Origin of the sequence: Streptomyces sp. NPDC016469 (genome assembly GCF_040632905.1) — a bacterium.
GTDB lineage: Bacteria > Actinomycetota > Actinomycetes > Streptomycetales > Streptomycetaceae > Streptomyces.
The window spans coordinates 19,614-36,147 of record NZ_JBEYCQ010000047.1 but is presented as its reverse complement, the minus strand read 5'-3'; the positions used below and the strand labels follow the sequence as shown (position 1 = coordinate 36,147).

Genomic DNA, 16,534 nt, shown 5'->3' with positions numbered 1-16,534 from the left:
CCGGGGTGGGTGGGCGCAAGCTTGCGCTTTCCGCGCTTGTTCACCTCCCTGGTGGGCTTGCCGGAAAACAACACGACGTGTTGTTTTCCGGCAAGCCCACAGGGCTCGTAACCCGTTGCCGCAACCGCCTAGATAGGGTGTCCGGTGAAGTGATCCGGCTGTTCGGGATGGTGTGAGTACCCGGCCGTGGATCGTGGACGATGATCTGTAGGTGAGGATCGAGCCTTTGCTGCCGTCCTGGCCGCAGGAGGGTCCCGGTCTATGGCAGATCTCGGACCGGGTTGTGTCTGCAGGACACGGACAATCCAAGCGGATCGATAGCGATGCCGCCGCCACGCCGAGTTCGGTCCAGGGCTGAGAATTTCAACGCACGCGAGGCCGTTCCAACGTGGTTGGAATAACCCGGCCGCCCGATGCCCGGGCGGTACTCGCCCCTCCACCGTGGATGCACCCCCGAAGGACCGTTCCAGCCTCCTGCCGGCCGATGACCCAGGACCCGGCCTGGGAGACGGCGCAGGGAACCGGCCGTGCTGGAATCCGCAGTGACTTGCAAGCTTCCAGTTGGAGAACGCACTGACCTGCAATTTTGGGTCAGCGTTCGGGTCAGCGGTGGGTCAGCGTTCGGGTCAGCGCTGACCCACCCTCCATCCGAGAAGGCCGCAGCGGCCAGCGGTGGGATGGCCCGGGCTCCGTCGAATGAACGAGCGTGCCTCGTGTGGTGAGCGGCCGGGCGTGGCCGGCGGGTGGAACGCGTAGGAATCGGCGACGCCGCAGGGTTGGCCGGCACAGAACTCGGCCCGGATTGGAATGCTGCGGGGGAGAGGTGCATATCCCCGTGCAGGATTCCAATCCGGGCCGTAGCCGGGTCAGCGGCGGAGTGATTCCAACTGCCGCAACAGCTCTTCGGTGGCCCCTTGCACGCTGGTTCCGAGGTCCAGCACGAGTGCGTCCAGCTCCCGGACTTCGGACGCCAACTCGTCGAACTGCCCGAGCATCGCCAACGCCCGGAATCGGAGCCGCCACAGGCATTCCATCTCCCGCGCCGCGTCCAGACCCCGCGCCACCGCCCACAGCGCACCGCGGGCATCACCCATCTCCAGGCACCGGTCGGCCAGGTCGTCCGCGGCGTCAACGATGGCGGAGACCATGTCCTGGCACAGGGGCTCGGCCCAGGTGTAGCGGCGGGCCGGGATCCCCGCGAACGGCCGGCCGCGGACGAGGGTCAGCGCCTGACGGAGCAGCTGCTGAGCGTCGGCGCCGTCCGTGCGGTGGCTTTCATGGACCAGGCGCTCGAACTCTGCCCAGTCGCATCGCACACCGTCCAGCCGGTAGAGCTTGTCCGGCTGCTGGTTCATGTGAGGCAGGTAGAAGGTGTCGGCGGGGGCGGCTGGGTTGGTGCCGAGCCACTTGCGCACGTCCCCGATGCGCGAGTTGCGGGTGGCCCGGGTGACGCGCCCGGAAGGAGCGATGACTTCATCGAGCTGGTGGCTGTTGGCACCAGGGTGGAAGGCCAGCCACGCAGTCAGTTCCAAAGCGAGAGTGCGCCGGTTCGACGCAACGGAACCCCTCGCCCCCTTCAGCTCTACCGGTCCAAGAACACAGACCAGCGGGCTCGAAGCCCCCTCTGTGCCAGCTGGGCCGCCGACATACGCCTGAACTGGGGCGTCGTTCTCCGCTTCGGTGGCTGCGGCCGCATCGGGAGTGAGGGGCTGCGGAAGTCGGACGCTGACCTTGGCCGTGGAGATGAGTGCGGGCAGGACGTCGCCCGGCGACGAGGCCGCCGACACTCGCTGACTCGGGGGTTCAACCGCGGTCGGCTCCTGATGGACCGATCGACCGTCCTCGACAGGGAACTCCTCGGGCTCGTCGTCCAGATCGGCCAGCCCGACCAGGAGACCCGCCCCCTGCACACCCTTCCCACCCGGGCCGCTGACGCCCGCAGGACGGTTGCCCGCCTCTGTGCGCGCCGGCTCGTCGTCGTAAGACGACACAGACTGCACCGCAGGCTGCGTCTCCGGCTCTTCCTCGTAGTACGACGCAGCCGAAGCAACAGGCTGAGGTTCCGGGGCCGACGGCCGCGGCTTCGGATGATCGGTGGGGGAGTCCGCTGTGAGCCCGAGCTCCAGGACGTCGACGTACTCCTCTTCCGTGACCGTGACCAGCCTGACCCGAACCCCGCTGCCCGGGACGCTCACCTCACCGGCGTCGGTGTCCACGCACCACACCCCAGCCCTCTCCGGGGCAACGGCGCTGCTGGTGATGATCGCCATCGCGGACCGCACCGGCGCCTCCAGCACCTGCCACAGCCGCCCCTGGCTCCGCTCCGTGTCCGGGCACGTGTCGAGATCCGCGAGCACCACCAGCGGCCACAGCTCCTCAACGAGGTCCTCGGACGTCCGCGCCAGCGACAACGAGCCCTCGCGCCCGAACTCGTCCAGGACCTGCCGCTGCCCGGCCTGGTGCTGTTCCAGCATCCGCACGGCGTCACCCAGGTCGGGGTACGGGCTGACCCGGTTCCCATCCAGCATGGACAGACCGGGAGCGGTGTCCTCCCCGGCCACAGCGATCTCGATCTGCTCGGCCAGCGGAGTCAGCGCCAGCGACAGAGCCAACGTCCGCAGCAGCGCGAGCCGCCCGGTACCGGTCAGGTGCAGGGCACCGACGTGCTCCAGGTCGACGAGCACGATCGCCCCGTCCTCGTCCTCGCCCAGCACGGCCAGCGCCGGGAACGGCGGGTCGACCTCCCGCAGCTCCTCCCCGGGCAGCACCTCCCGCGTCCCGGCCGGACACCACCACTGCTCGGTCTGATCAGGTACGGCGGTGAACGGCGCCACCGGCGCCACCGCCTCGGCGAGGTGCAACCGCACGCCTCGCGCGCCGAGCTGCACCGCGGTGATCGCAGGCAGCGGCCGCCCCTCCTCGGCCAGGTGCAGTGCGGCCGTACGCAGAGCATCGGACAGCAGCCCCAGCTCCACACCCGCGTCCACGCTACGCAGCGCCTGCTCGGTCAGGGCGCTGCGGCCGGAAGGCATCGCGATCCGATGACCATGCCGTCGCCGGCGCTGCTGCATCATCCGCCGGTAGGCCAGCGACCCGACCAGCGCCGCCGCCAGGAACCCCGTCGCGCCCAGACCGATCACCCCGGCCCGCGTACCCGCCGACGACGTCTCCTTCTCCTGCCCACCCGCCGCCGGCGCCGGCGCCGCCGTCGTGGACTCGGTGGAAGCCGGCGCCGACGGTGTCACGTCGGCCTCCGGAGTAGCCGGCCGCGACGGGCCCGGGTCAGCGGCCGCTGACCCGGTGGGCGCCGGCCGGGTCTGTTCCGCAGTCGTCGCCCCGGCAGCCCCAGCACCGAGCTCACCCTGCTGCTCCGGCTGCTGGGCGTCGGGCTTCGCGCCCTGGTCGTGCTCCGTCTCCGGAGTCGGCGCCTTCTGGTGCTCGCTGGTCTCCGGCACGTCCTGCTGCCCGGCACGCGGAGGCGTTGACCGGTCCGGGGCGGTGCGGGCACCGGAATGGTCGGGCCCGACTGTCCCCGGCAGGGCGAGTTCCTGTCCGGGGTAGATGCGGTCCGGGTTGCTGAAGGTGTGCCCGTAGGGCTGCTCGCTGCCCTTGTTCGCCTCGTAGAGCTCGGGCCACCGGCCGCCGTCGCCGAGTTCGTTCTCGGCGATCTTCGAGAGGTAGTCACCTGACCGGACGGTGTAGGTGGTCGCTGCTTCTTCGTCCGCGTTGCCCTGTTGGTGCATCGTGCTCGTGGGACGATCCGCGGAGGTGGTGTCGGTCGGTACGGGAAGGCGAGCGTCCTGGGGCAGGGTAAGCACGGCGCCCTGGGGGAGGTACTGGTCGCCCGCGATGAGTTCGGGGATGTCGGGGTTGAGGGCAGCGATGTCCCTCCAGCGTGGTCCGCTGCCGAGGTAGGTCTGGGCGAGCTCCCATGGCGATTCGGTGGCGGAGGTGACGGTGTGCTGCAACTTCGCCACGGGCGGCGCCGGTGTCTCGCCGGTGTTGTGGGCGCCCTGCCCGGCGGTGTGGGAGACGGTCGCGGCGACGGCGGGTGCGACCGTGGCTGCAGAGGCGGCGGTCGGGGCGAGGAGCACGATGCCGCCGATCAGGAAGCTCGCGAGGGACTGCATGCCGCCCAGGCCGCGGATGCGGGGAGCGGACCGGCGGCGCACCACCGCGATGAGTTCTACCAGGACGGAGAAGGCGAAAGCCGCCCAGGCGGCCCAGCCGATGCAGGTCATGACGACCAGGAGCAGCGACCCGTCGTCCTGCTGGGCCAGCAGCTCTGTGCCGCCGGGCAGTTCGGTGGGCTGGTGGCCCACCGTGAGCAGCAGGAAGGGGGCGCCGATGACCAAGGCGGCCAGGAGGGACAGGCCGAGCAGCGCCCGCAGTACGGTGCCGGCTGCGCGCAGCGGGGCGGGGGAGCGGTTGGCCATGGTGTGGCTCAGCCTCCAGCTTGGGTCTGCAGATGGGCTTTCGCGGTGCCGGTGACGTTGATGGATCCCACGCCGACGAGCTGCGCGAAGTACGTGTCGTAGGTGTCGTGGACGGTGACGGTCAGGCTCTGTCCGTTGTCGGTGATCTGCACGTCGCCTTGAACGCCGGCGGCGGTGAGGTAGCCCTGTACGGCGCTGGCGGCGGCATCGGGATCGATCGTGATGGCGGTGCCTTCGATGGCCTGGGCGGGGTCGATTTGCTGTCCGGCGGTGCGGGCGGCTTCCTGGGCCAGTGACGTCGCCCGGTTCCCGGCGTTCAGCGCGCCGCCGCCGTCGACGAGCAGCCCCATCACCATCAGGATCGCGAGCGAGGCCAGGGCGAAGAACAGGGACATTGACCCCCGGTCTCGGTGGCGGGCGGACATGGCCGCATGCCACCGCACCAGGAGTCGGCGGGCAGAGAGGTTCACTGGCGTCCCCGGTAGGTGTCGATGGGACTGGACCACGACGCGGTCAGCGTCTTGGCACCGGGCAGGCCGGGCAGACCGATGTCGGAGAGGCTGGCCGTGCAGGCGACGGTGGCCGTCACGTTCGCCTCGGTGCCCAGGTCGAGGGCGTAGCCGCCGGTGTCGACCACCACACTGGAGGTGCTGCACTGGATGCCCTCGCCCTGCAAGCTGCGATCCGCAGCGGCCTGTGCCTGAGCCTGGGCGCTGCTGGCGTCACGCTCAAGGGACGCGGCCCGGGCCGCCGCCCGGGCCGCAGAGTCCACCGCACCGTCGGCGTCGGTCACCCGCCCGAACGCGATCATGAGCAGAATCAGGGCGATCATCACGGGCGCGAGGATCGCGGTCTCCACCGCGTACGAGCCCCGGTCACCGCCTCGCACCCGGACCGGCAGCCTGAGCACGCGGGTGCGGGAGTGGGAGGTCACGGAGTGCTCCAGCGTTCGACAGGACCATCGGCATGCTGGACCACGTCCAGCGTCAGGCCGGGAACCAGCGTGGCGACGCTGCCCCGCACCGTGATGCGAATCTTCTGCGCGCTGCTGCCGGCCGAGGACACGCTCGCCCCGCGCACGCTGTCACCGAACCGGGCGAGGAACTCCTGCGCCTGGGCGACACCGTCGCCCTCACCGGCGCCGAACTGCCGCCCGGCCTCGACACCCTGACGGGCGGCGGACTGTGCGACTTTGCGTGCGTGGTAGTACAGGCCGACTTGGAGAGCGGTGAAGACTAGCGCGAGGACGACTACGGCCAGGACCGCGAACTCCACGCTCCCGAAACCATGATCGCCCCCGAACCGGCGGCCACGCCGGGCAGCCCGGGCGGTCGGTCGGGCGTCTGGTAGTCGGGGCACTGACAGATCCTCCTCTCGACGTGATGACGGTGTTGAGTGCGGACAAGGTGGTCAGCCGCCGTTGATGATGCCGATCTTCTCCATGAGCTTGGTCCGGATCGCGAGGACAAGGAGGCCGGCGCCGACCAGCAGCGCGCCCGCGATCAGAGCGAGTTCGGCGGAGGTCTGCCCGGAATCCTTGCCGGTCTTCAGCGCCGCGTAGTGGCTGCGAATCCACACGGTCAGGGTCTGGATGTCCATGAGTGCCTTCTCTCTCAGCTTCCGAGGATGGTGACGGTGACGGGGATCATGACGAAGGTGAGCATGAGGATCACGCCGAAGGTGACCGGCAGGATCATCGCCGCGCTCGCCGCGTTGGCCTGCGCCTTCGCGTCCGAGAGCAGCGCGATCCGCAGCTGCCGGGCCTGGGCCTGGAGGGTGGTGTAGACGGCCGCGCCGTCACCGGCCAGAGCGAGGGTGTCGGCGGGTCGGGAGAGCTCGGGGATGTCGAGTTCGTCGCCGAGCTGCTTGAGGGCGTCCCAGACGGTGACGCCGGAGAGATCGGCCTCGTGGAAGACCTGTCGCATGCGGACGAAGATGAACCCGTCCCCGACTTCCGCGGTCTGCGTCAGGGCTTGGGCGGCCCCGGAGTTCGCGATGCGGGCCAAGGCCACGCGCTCCAGGTAGGAGGCGGCCGCGTGCCGGACGACGAGACGGGCGGCCGCCGCGTCGCGGGCGACTTCCTTGACCGGCCAGAACCAGAACAGGGCGGCCATGACGAGGGAGAACAGCGCTGGGAGAGCGAACGGGAACGGTGTGCCGGCCGCGGCCAGGAGCGCCTGGACCAGCTGCGGCAGCACCAGCCCGTACACGGCGTACAGGAAGCGTTTGCCCAGGTGCGCGGCTGGACTGATCCTCAGCAGGTTCAGATCCTTGACGGGCAGCGTGAGCCGTCCCCCGAACTCGCCGAGGAGCCGACCGCCGACCCGTTCGCTCAGTGTTCCCGCGCCCGTGGATGCTGCGGCGGCCGCCAGGAGCGGACCTGCGGCTTTGGAGGCGTCCAGCCGGTCGAGGACGGAGGACAGGTCGCGGCGGGCGGGCATCGCTGCCCGCACGGCGAGACCGAGCAGAGCACCGGCGGCGGCCGCCGGCACGACAGCCGTCATAGGGATCATCGGACGGCTCCAGAGGCGAGCGAATCGGGCTGGATGGTGGCGGGCAACGGCGAGATGAGCCGCGGGTCGGGCTTGGTGCGGGCGATACTGCGCAGCCACCGCAGGGTGCACGCGAACGCTCCGCCGAGGCCGGCGAGGACGAACTGTCCGAGCGGTGACTGGTACCAGCCGGACCAGGCGTCGTTGAGCATGCAGCCCACGACGACGACGCAGATGACGATCGAGACCAGGCGCGCGCTCTTGCGGACCTTTGCCCGGTCGGCCTCCACGTCGCGGGCGTCGGCCGCCTGCTGGTGGATCGTGGCCGCCAGCGCTTCCAGCGCCTCGGACAGCCCGGGCCCCTTGTATACGGCGTGCGACTGGAACAGGAGCACGACGTGGTCGCTGACACCGTCGGCCAGCTCGTCCGCGAACAGTGCGAACGCGTCGTGCGCTTCCATCCCGGAGCGCAGCCGCTCGGCCAGGGCCCGCACGTTCCCGGCGATGGGGGCGGGGGCGGCCTTCGCGGATGCCTGGATCGTCTGGGTGAGGCTGATCCCGGCCTGGTGGATTCCGGCAAGGTGGTTGAGCCACTGCCCGAGCGCCTCCAGGCGCTCGATCCGCTGCATCGCCGCCGTCCCCGGGTTCAGCAGGTATGGCAGGGCGAGAACGGCGCCCCCGGCGAGCAGCCCGTGCACAGGCCAGCCCGTCCACGCCCACACCACCAGCACCGTGATGCCCGCCGTGGTGAGCAGGTACCGCCAGCGCTGCTGCCACGCCAGCGGCAGCCCCGCCTTCGCCCGCTGGAGGCGCCCGCTCATGCGGGATACTGGCCGGGCGGGATCCGGGACCCGGCCCCGGACCTCACGCACGGCGGCGAACAGGGCGAGCACGACGAGCACGGCGCAGCAGGCCGCGACGAGCGAGAGCTGTGAGGTGTTCACCGGGCCCCCACGGTCTGAAGCGTCCCCTGCCAGGCACCGTACGGGTTGTCGGTCAGCCACTCGCGGCGAAGCAGCCCGGTCCGCTCCAGATCGGTGATGAACGAGGGCATGTTTTTGTACACCGCCCGCGGTTCACCACCCTGAGGGGCGAAGAGTTCGGTGGTGACGGGCCTTCCGCCTTCGCCGACGACGTCGTGGACCTCATGGATGCTGCTGACGAACCGGTGCTTCTGCCCGCCGATCGCGGTCTCGTCCAGGTAGGTCAGGTAGACCACTACGTCGATCGAGGACGCGATGAGGTGGTGGGCTGCCTCGGTCTGCATGCCGGACTCGGTGCACAACTGGACCAAGCGGCTGATGATCGCGTGCGGGCGGCGGACGTGGAGTGTGCACATGGAGCCGGACCCGCCCGACGACATGGCGTTCAGCATCGGCACGATCTCCGTGGAGCGGACCTCGCCGACGATGACCCGGGTGGCGTTGTAGCGCAGCGCGGTGCTGAACATGTCGGCGATGCTGACTTCACCGGCCCGGTCACCGGCGCGTACCTCTCCGTTGGACTGCCTGGCCTCGAACGCGAAGGTCACCGGGCCTGGCTTCGGGCCGGGCTCGTCCAAGTAGAGCTCGCGGTCCGATTCCAGGGTGACCAGCCGTTCCGCGGGTGGGATCTCGCGGCCCAGCGCACGCAGCAGTGACGTCTTGCCGGCCCCCATGTCGCCGACGACCAGGATGTTCATCCGAGCATGGACGCACGCGGTCAGGAACCGTTCCAGGACCGGGTTGATCGAGCCCCACCTGACGAGCTCGGCGATGCCGTGCTGGCGGATGCGGTGGCGGCGGATGACGACGGACGGGCGGGAGGTCAGCAGGGAGGCGGTGACGCGGGAGCCGTCGGGCATCCGGAACCCGACCATCGGGGTGGCCTGCGTCAGGGCCCGTTCGCCGTGCCCGGACAGCCGCGCCATCCGGTTGACCCAGGTGATCAGCTCGTCGTGGCTGTCGGCGACCTTGTCGATCGTGCGCCGGGGCCGGTCGTGGTACTCGATGTGGGCGCGCAGCCCGTCGACCATCACGTCCTCGACCCCGGGCTCGTCGAGCAGGGACTGCAGCCGGCCGCCGCGGAACATGGAGTCGAAGACCGCCGTGCCGATCATGCGTTCCTGCTCGGCGGTCAGCGGGACATTGCCGTGCGCGTGCTTGGTCGCCCACTCCGCGACCTTGCTCGTCACCAGCGTCCGGGCCAGTGCACGACGGTCCGTTTCCTCCAGGTGCTTGTCGGGGTCCTCCGCACTGAGAGCCTTCGACACCTCGCCCTGGAGCGCCTCGATCACCTCCCACCCCACCGGCAGCTCACCGGGAAGCCCTGCCAGCCGCGGCACCGCACCCGGGTCGGCCGCGACCGTCTTGGCCGGGGCCTGCACGGGGGGCACATGCGAGGGGGGCGTGCGCTGGCCGAGGTGCCCCGAGAGCAGCGAAGCGAGCTGTTGCGGATTCAGGGCCTCGGGGCCGGGTCGCTGATGTGTGTCAGCCACGGTTACCCCCTCGTTGCCCGGCCAGGTGCTGGAGCACTCCGGCCAGTTGTGGGTTGGACCGGCGGGCCGGGTACTCCTGCTGGATCCGGCGGCGCGAGACGGCCGCCTCGATCTGCTCGGTCGCCGTACGGGCGTGACGCAGCAAAGGGCTGCGGGCATGCCCGCGCGGCGGCCGGCCCCCGGATGCGAAGTACTCGGCCGTGACCTGGTCCCACGGCAAGGTCGCCAGCACCGGCGTCTTCAACGCGTCACCGACCTGGTGCGCCCGGTAGGGGCCGTTCTCGATGAGGAGCAGACCGAGCGTGTCGGGACCTGATCCGCGTTCCTGCAGCTCTGTGCGCAGGGGATCGATCATGTGGCGGGCCAGCGCGAGGGACGCCTCGGAGCTGCGGACCACGAGGAGGACCTGGTCGGCCTGATGGATCAGGGGGGCGGGTGTCAGCGTCTCGTTCAGTCGCCCGGTGTCCAGCGCGAGCCGCCCGGCGTCGATCACCACATCGTGTCCGGCCTGCGTGGAAAGGATGTGCAGGACTTCGGACAGCCGCGGCCACGTCAGCCCGAGCGCAGATGCCTGGGCCGGGTCGGTGAGGCCCGGCAGCAGCTTGCGGTGTCCGGCCTCGTCCAGTGGCCACAGGTGATTGACGAACGCGTTCGACAAAGCTTCGGGGCCGCTGCGCTGGGCGGCGGCCAGGTGGAAGAGCCCGAACCCTGCGCCCGCTTCACCGTTGAGGAACCCTGCTCGAAGCGTGCCGCCGGCCGGGTCGCACTCGGCGAGCAGCGAGGGCCGCCTCGACGCCAGGGTCAGGGCGAGCGCGGAGGTGGTGACGCCGCAGGACTTCGCGGACACAAGTGCGGTCACGGCCATGGTCAGTTGCTCCGCGGTTCGCGGACCAGGGCGATCCGCCCGGTCGAGGCACGGGTGGCCAGCAGCGGGCCGTCACTGGTGGCCACGGCCAGGTTGACCACGATGGTGCCCGAGGCATCCGGGCGGGACACAGAGACCACGACCCCCTTGATCGAGGTCGGCGGCGCCTCGGCGTCCTTCGGATCGGCCTGCTCACCCGGGGCCGGGGTGGTGACGGCCAGCACCTTGTCACCGGGAGCCAGTGCCCCTGCCGGGGCCTGGCCCCGTTTGACCTGCACACCGACCTGCTGCTTGTCGTCACCCAACCCGGTACCGGCGGCCAGCTGGGAGACGGTCAGCAGCCCGCCCTTGCGCAGCTCGACGGCGGGACGCTTCCCAATGACGGAGGCCCGGTCGGAAGCGGGCACCGGCGAAAGGCGCGCGTCGGCCGAAACCTCGGCCACCGTCAGGTCGTCCTGGGTGAGCGCCTGACCGGCCGGAACGTCGCGGGCGATGGCGATCACCTGGGTCCGGTCGGACGCCGAGGTGACCGCCGCTGCTGCCCCCAGCCCGCACAGGACAGCGAGCACGATGCACAGGGCGGTCACCGACCAGCGCCGCTCACGCTTGACCGGTGCGGTGGTGGTGATGGGCACGTCGGGCCGGGCCGGCGTGCCGGTTCGGGGCGCGGGGGGCACGGCGACGGGGGACTCCATGCGGGTGTTGCCTCTCGTGTTGGATCAGACGCAGTGCGGGGGTTAGTTGAGGACCTGGACCTCGGCGATGGTCACGTCGACTGCGCTCTCGCGGACTTCGGTGAGCTGGCCGCTCTGGCCGCCGCCCTCCCAGTTGATCGTCCAGGTCGACGTCGCGGTGACGTGGTACTTCCCGGACTCCTGGGTAGACGAGGGCAAGGCGTAGCGGTGTCCGCAGTCGGGGGACGGCTTCTTGCCGTACTCCTCCCGGTAGGGGGTTCCCGCGGTCGTGCAGGTGACCGTCGTGCCATCCCCCATCGACCAGACGATCTTGCTGACCTTCGCAGTGGCCGTCACGGTCACCGCCCCCGCCGTCGCGGACGCGGTGTTCGGCCCGTACGTCTCGGGCCCCTTGGCCGTCCACATGTAGACCGGCATGCCCACGACGCCCTTGCCCCCCGGCTTCGGCGTGATCCCGATGGCCGGGGCTCTGAGCAGCATCTTGTCGACGGCAAGCTGAGCGACCACGACGGGATCCACCTGGGCCGCCGGTGGGTCGGCAGCCCAGACCAGCTTGCCGATCGCATCGTCGCTCGCTCCCGGCGCACAGATCCTCTCGTAGATCGCGCCGTCGCCGGGCTCATGCCCATCCCACTCGACGCTGCCAGCCGGCGGCTGCGGATCAGCCAGCTTGACCGTGCAGGGCATGCCACTGACTGGACCGCCCTTCGGCTGCTTCCCAGGCTTGTTCGTTCCTGTCCTCTTGGAAGGCGTGGTGGTGCCGCGCTTCCCCGGATCATGGGCAGTCACGCAGAACCACGTGGCGTCAACGGTGCACTTGCCCGCGTCGCCCTTCGAGCCGTCGGCCGCCTGCGCGGTAACGGCGAGGAGCAGGGACGCCAGGCTGGTCGCGGCGACAGCCAGGTGTCGGCTTAGCACGGCTTCTCCTGCGGGGTGTCCCTGACCACCCTCCAGCCTTCGGGCCAACGCTCGACGACCGAAGCGACCACGTACCGGGTCAGTCGGTCACTGGGCAGCACAACCGGCTTCTTCGTGTCACGGTCAATGACTTTCCACCGGGAGACGTCGAGACAGCTCGACAGACGCACGTTGGGCACTTTGCGGTCCAGGTCGATCTGGGTCACCGTCGGGTTCTTCACCGTGACCTCACCGACGGTGCTTTGCCCGGCCTTGCGCATGTTCGCCATACCGGTGTTGGCACCCACCAGAGCCGAGCCGGCCGCGTAGTCCTTGAGTGCCGTTTCCTCGGCACCGCCCTTCGCGTAGCTACGGCCCATCTCGCGCCAGTACGACGTATACGTTGCAATGGCGTTCGCCTTGGCGGCCTCTTCTGCGTCTACCGGCTTACCCGATGGCTTCTTGGAAGCCGCTGTTGCCGAGGGGGCTTGCTTCGGGTCGGCGGACTTGTCGGAACTGCATCCGGAAGCGGCCACCATTGTGCAGGCCACGGCAACCAGAGTGCTCATGTAGGCATGGTTCCGCTTGCGAACCTTCGCTCCTGCTGGTCGTGCCTGCTGAGCCATTGAGCCTCCTTGTGCATATGCCACAATGCCCCCCGAACTGGGCGATCCGCCCGCGAGTGATGCTGCTGGCCTGTTCGCGCCCTTGAAACAAACCCCTCGGTCGGCTGTCAGGTTACGCAAAGTCGCGCCATAACCCCAAAGAGTTCGAGGAGTTGAGATCGCCCCGCACGCCGTGAAACGGCACATTCCGTGATGGAACTCCGTGCATTGTTCCGGGATTTGATGAATCCGAGACCTTGTGAGGCCCCGTCGGAAGGCATAGCGGTTCATCGGGAAATCCTCCAGTGCATCGTGTCGTCACGTGGTCTGAAACGGGGTGAGCAGTACGTTCGTCAACTCCGGCGGGCCGAGGAGCGGCGTTACGACCGGCGCGAACGGGCCCTTTTCCTTGAGGAGTTCGACGGTCGTGACCCCCGCACGCAGCAGCCCGCCCTGGGAGAGCCGCGGGTCGACCGCCGCGAGAGCCCGCAGGTCCGTCGTCCGGCGCGCGAGCGCGGCCGGCCCGGCGCCGGACAGGATGATCAGCAACCTGGGGAAGACCGGGTACCGGTCACGCCACGCCTCCCGGACACCTCGGGCCTGCCGGCGCCTGCCCGCCAGCGGCGTGTACGTCGCGTACCGGGCGTACGTGCTGAGCTTCTGGCCGAGGCGGGCGACCTGCATCGTGGCCCGGTCGACTTCGAGGAAGAACGTCAGCATCTGTCGGCGCCCCTCCTGCGTGGTGTGGGTGTAGCGCAGGACCGCGTCCGGGACGAGGAACGCGTCGTCGCCCATGCGGTTGTCGCCCTCACGGACGCGGTGCGCGAGCTCCGGCTCCCAGTCCAGGGGTCCGCATTCATCACCCAGGTGCTCGGCCCATTTCGTGAACGTGATTCCCGTATCGACGACAGCGAGGGTGTGCTCCTGGAGCTGGGAGGCGGCCGCCCTGGTGCTCATCCGGTACGAGCGCGTGGTCACAGCGCTGCTGGCCTCGACGACCTCACAGCCGGCGGCTGTGACGTGCCAGAGGAGTTCGCAGTTTCCCAGCCTGCTGGCGCGCCGGTCGACGGACTCGACGAGTCCCGTGGTGCGGAGGTGCCGCAGTTGGCGCAGCAGGTACTCCGGCCGCTTCGTGTGCGGTGTCAGGAGGTAGTGGAGCTGGCTGGTGGACATCAGCCGGTGCTGGTACAGGAGAGGCAGCAGCCGCTGACTGAACCGGGAGACGCTCCCCGTGGGTGCTTCGGCAAGGGGGTGGGACATCAGGCGACCTCGCTCTGCTCGATGGTGGGGGACTTCTGCGTGGATGTGAGGTTCTTGAGGTGGGTCAGGATCGTGTCGTCGAGACCCGTTAGCTGGTCCTCGTCCCCGTCGAGAAGGCGCAGGACCTCTCCGACGGGGCGCCGTTTGAGGTTGCGGTCTATTGCCTCGTCGAGCGTGGGCATGAGGTCGGGGCGGTGGTAGTCGGCCAGGGCCTGGTGGACCGCGACGCCCCGGACCCGGAAGGGTGTGGTGCGTTCGCCGTCGAGCATGGTCGAGGCCACGTACTGGTACTTCGCCAGCTGCTCCAGCACCTCGGGCGCGATCCCGCCCAGGCGCCTGGCGACGAACGCGGCCTCGTTGTGGTCCGCGCCGGTAGCGGTCAGCAGGGACTGGTTCTGCATCAGGGCCTGGCGGGTCTCTTCCGACAGGCGCATCACCATCTGTGTGAGCCCCATCAGCCGCACCTCGTACTTGCGCAGCTGCTCCAGGATCGCGGCGACGTAGCCGCGGGAGGCACCGTCGATCGCGGTCAGCTCGTCCGCGAACGCGAACATCGTCGCCAGCTCCTCCTGCGCCACCCCCTCACGCGACAGACCGGCCAGGAACAGATCGAACAGCAGCAGGCTTGTGATGATCTGGTCCGCGCTCCCTGAGCCGGAGCAGCGGAGCATCACGATCTTGTTCTCGTCCATCGCGGCCCGCACGTCATACGTCGACCTCGGCTGCCCAAGGAACGCCCGCAGCGAATCGGACGTCTCAAGCTGCTCCAGCATCTGCGTCACGACGGGGACCGCGCCCGACTCGTACTGGGGGAACGTCAGCTGCCAGAACCGGGACAGACGCTTCGGTAGCTGCTTGAGGACGTGTGTCCGCCACTCCTCGTCGGTCAGCAGCCGGGTGATCGAGAACAGGGTGGGCTGGAGGTCGGGGCGCCCCTGCGCGCACATCAGGAGCGCGAGGTGGGCCAGGACCTGCACGGCGTGGGACAGGATCGCCCGCGCACGCGGCGCCCGATCCCCCCAACCCTGCGCCGAGGCGAGCCCGCCCACGACCGCGCCGACGACCTCCTGGACCTGGTGGACCTCCCGGCCTTCCATCGACAGCGGGTTCCACGCGCCGATCCGGGCCGTGGGGTCCTTCACGCTCACATCGATCAGCAGCACCCGGCCTGTCAGCGTGGGATGGGTCAGGTAGGGGAGTGCGCGCTGGACCGCCGCACCGTGCGGGTCCAGAAACCACACCCCGAACCCGGCATAGGCCAGGGTGAGCGCCTGGAGCAGCGCGAGCTCCGACTTCCCGAACCCCGACCGCCCCAGCCCGGCCCCGAACAGCACATCCTCCTGCGGCACCGCCCCCAGCCGCTTCCGACCGTCCGGCCCGGTGACCAGCCCGAGCGGGACGACGCCGGGCTGGCCGGTCCACTCCGGCAGCCGCGCCGGCGCCGCCGGCACCACACCCCCGGTACGCACCACGTTCGACGCCTTGCAGTGCACCGACGGAGGCTTCAGCAGCGCGGCGATCTCCCGCGCGGTCACCCACTGCCGGCGCGACGGCGCGAACTCCCCGGTCTCGAACCGGCGGTCGAAGCTGCGACGCAGCCACCACACATCGCTGTACGGATGCCACGCACCGAACCGCGGCCCGCGCGGCCGCCACCAGTTCTCACCCGACCACGCATCCATCACCGCCATCACCCGATGAAGAAGGCCCTCCGCCTGCGCCGGATGAGGGGCAACCGCCCGCAGCAGGACCTGTGCCGCGAAGACTGTGGCGTCAGCTGTCGGCAGGAACTTTCCCACTCCGGCGGCCAGGTCCGAGGCGCGCGGCGCCCGGCCGGTGCCCTGCCCGCGTTCCCGACCGCCGGCGTTCAGACCTCCGGCCACGTTCGACCACAACCGCCCGCCCGGCCCCGCACCGTCCGTACCGGCCAGCTGCTCACCGAAAGCCGACGGCCCGCGCTGCTGCGCACGCCGCAGCAGCCGCCGCCTCCACCTCGCCACGCGCGGCCCGGACACCGGCACCAGGTCGACAACGAGCTGGACCTCCTCACCCAGCTCGGCGTCGGCGTGGGCGCAGGCGGAGGCCATCAATTGCAGCGGATCCGGGTCCAGAGCGGCCGCTGTCAGCTGGCGGTGATCGGGCCGGGCGAGCACCAACTCCGCGCGGGCCACGTAAAGCCAGCCCTCGCCGGCGACACCCTCGCCTGTCGACGGCATCAGCTCCAGGTCGATGCTCATGCGCCCGCCTTCTCGACATCGCTCTGCCTCGGGAGAGGGGGAACGCCGTCGAACCGGATCCTGGGCACCTCGTGACGCGCGTACGGATCGACGACATCGACGGAGGCGAAGTCCTGGAGCTGAAGCAGCGCCGCCGCCTGCGACGGGCCCTCAAGCCGATAGGAGAGCCGGCTCTGCGTACTGGACAGGCGTAGCCGCACGCCCATCGCACGCCGCGGCGCCCAACCGACAACCGCCGGCACCCGCGCGAGCCGCGCGGCATGCCGATCGATCTCTTCGGGCGACGGATCGAACCCGGCAGCCGGCACCAGGGCCACCACCGTCCTGCCCGACAACATGACCCGTGCCCGCCGCAGCCACCACCACCATGCCCCTCCCCAGACGGCCGCACCCCCCACGACCACGGCAAGTGCCCACCACCGGACACCCCATACCGCTTCCACCAGCCAGCTCTGTCCCACCAGGGCTCCCTTCGCGCGGCTGACTGCCGCGCTCTACCTCCACAAGGAGGCCGGAGAGCCGAAACGTGACCGACGAATTCGAAGAATTCAGCAACAGGCTCCGGCCTCGG

Annotated in this window: 15 protein-coding genes; all 15 read right to left on the bottom strand. The window is 70.0% G+C overall.

Translation table 11 applies throughout. From position 1 onward, the window contains the following. Positions 1-866 precede the first annotated feature (866 nt). The 15 genes from ABZ565_RS33165 to ABZ565_RS33095 all read right to left on the bottom strand — a co-directional run bounded on the left by ABZ565_RS33165 (position 867) and on the right by ABZ565_RS33095 (position 16,424). Positions 867-4,436, bottom strand: a complete 3,570-nt coding sequence (locus ABZ565_RS33165; protein ID WP_361035365.1) for a BTAD domain-containing putative transcriptional regulator — start codon at positions 4,434-4,436, stop codon at positions 867-869. A gap of 8 nt (positions 4,437-4,444) precedes the next feature. Next, on the bottom strand, positions 4,445-4,831 hold the full coding sequence (locus ABZ565_RS33160) for a pilus assembly protein TadG-related protein (protein ID WP_361035362.1): 387 nt from the start codon (positions 4,829-4,831) through the stop codon (positions 4,445-4,447). Between the two features lie 71 nt (positions 4,832-4,902). Further along, positions 4,903-5,370 carry a TadE family protein gene (locus ABZ565_RS33155; protein ID WP_361035359.1) on the bottom strand — a complete coding sequence of 156 codons (468 nt, stop codon included), beginning with the start codon at positions 5,368-5,370 and terminating at the stop codon, positions 4,903-4,905. Further along, positions 5,367-5,711: a TadE/TadG family type IV pilus assembly protein gene (locus ABZ565_RS33150; RefSeq protein WP_361035356.1), complete on the bottom strand. Its 345-nt coding sequence runs from the start codon at positions 5,709-5,711 to the stop codon at positions 5,367-5,369. Before ABZ565_RS33150 ends, ABZ565_RS33155 begins: the two co-directional genes overlap by 4 nt. A gap of 135 nt (positions 5,712-5,846) precedes the next feature. Continuing rightward, entirely contained in the window at positions 5,847-6,035 is a 189-nt protein-coding gene (locus ABZ565_RS33145; protein ID WP_361035353.1) for a hypothetical protein, read from the bottom strand. A 14-nt stretch (positions 6,036-6,049) separates the two neighbouring features. Next, positions 6,050-6,940: a type II secretion system F family protein gene (locus ABZ565_RS33140; RefSeq protein WP_361035350.1), complete on the bottom strand. Its 891-nt coding sequence runs from the start codon at positions 6,938-6,940 to the stop codon at positions 6,050-6,052. 5 nt (positions 6,941-6,945) lie between these two features. Next, positions 6,946-7,872: a type II secretion system F family protein gene (locus tag ABZ565_RS33135; protein ID WP_361035347.1), complete on the bottom strand. Its 927-nt coding sequence runs from the start codon at positions 7,870-7,872 to the stop codon at positions 6,946-6,948. Next, on the bottom strand, positions 7,869-9,404 hold the full coding sequence (locus tag ABZ565_RS33130; RefSeq protein ID WP_361035344.1) for a CpaF/VirB11 family protein: 1,536 nt from the start codon (positions 9,402-9,404) through the stop codon (positions 7,869-7,871). Before ABZ565_RS33130 ends, ABZ565_RS33135 begins: the two co-directional genes overlap by 4 nt. Beyond that, on the bottom strand, positions 9,397-10,269 hold the full coding sequence (locus tag ABZ565_RS33125; protein ID WP_361035341.1) for a hypothetical protein: 873 nt from the start codon (positions 10,267-10,269) through the stop codon (positions 9,397-9,399). Before ABZ565_RS33125 ends, ABZ565_RS33130 begins: the two co-directional genes overlap by 8 nt. Before the next feature lie 2 nt (positions 10,270-10,271). Next, positions 10,272-10,964, bottom strand: coding sequence for an SAF domain-containing protein (locus ABZ565_RS33120; protein ID WP_361035338.1), 693 nt, complete (start codon positions 10,962-10,964; stop codon positions 10,272-10,274). Between the two features lie 42 nt (positions 10,965-11,006). Then, positions 11,007-11,882: an ATP/GTP-binding protein gene (locus ABZ565_RS33115; protein ID WP_361035335.1), complete on the bottom strand. Its 876-nt coding sequence runs from the start codon at positions 11,880-11,882 to the stop codon at positions 11,007-11,009. Then, on the bottom strand, positions 11,876-12,430 hold the full coding sequence (locus ABZ565_RS33110; RefSeq protein ID WP_361035332.1) for a hypothetical protein: 555 nt from the start codon (positions 12,428-12,430) through the stop codon (positions 11,876-11,878). The genes ABZ565_RS33115 and ABZ565_RS33110 overlap by 7 nt, the downstream gene beginning before the upstream one ends. A 354-nt stretch (positions 12,431-12,784) precedes the next feature. Beyond that, positions 12,785-13,726, bottom strand: coding sequence for a replication-relaxation family protein (locus ABZ565_RS33105; RefSeq protein ID WP_361035329.1), 942 nt, complete (start codon positions 13,724-13,726; stop codon positions 12,785-12,787). Then, positions 13,726-15,963: a hypothetical protein gene (locus tag ABZ565_RS33100; RefSeq protein WP_361035326.1), complete on the bottom strand. Its 2,238-nt coding sequence runs from the start codon at positions 15,961-15,963 to the stop codon at positions 13,726-13,728. The genes ABZ565_RS33105 and ABZ565_RS33100 overlap by 1 nt, the downstream gene beginning before the upstream one ends. Continuing rightward, on the bottom strand, positions 15,960-16,424 hold the full coding sequence (locus ABZ565_RS33095) for a hypothetical protein (RefSeq protein WP_361035323.1): 465 nt from the start codon (positions 16,422-16,424) through the stop codon (positions 15,960-15,962). Before ABZ565_RS33095 ends, ABZ565_RS33100 begins: the two co-directional genes overlap by 4 nt. Positions 16,425-16,534 lie beyond the last annotated feature (110 nt).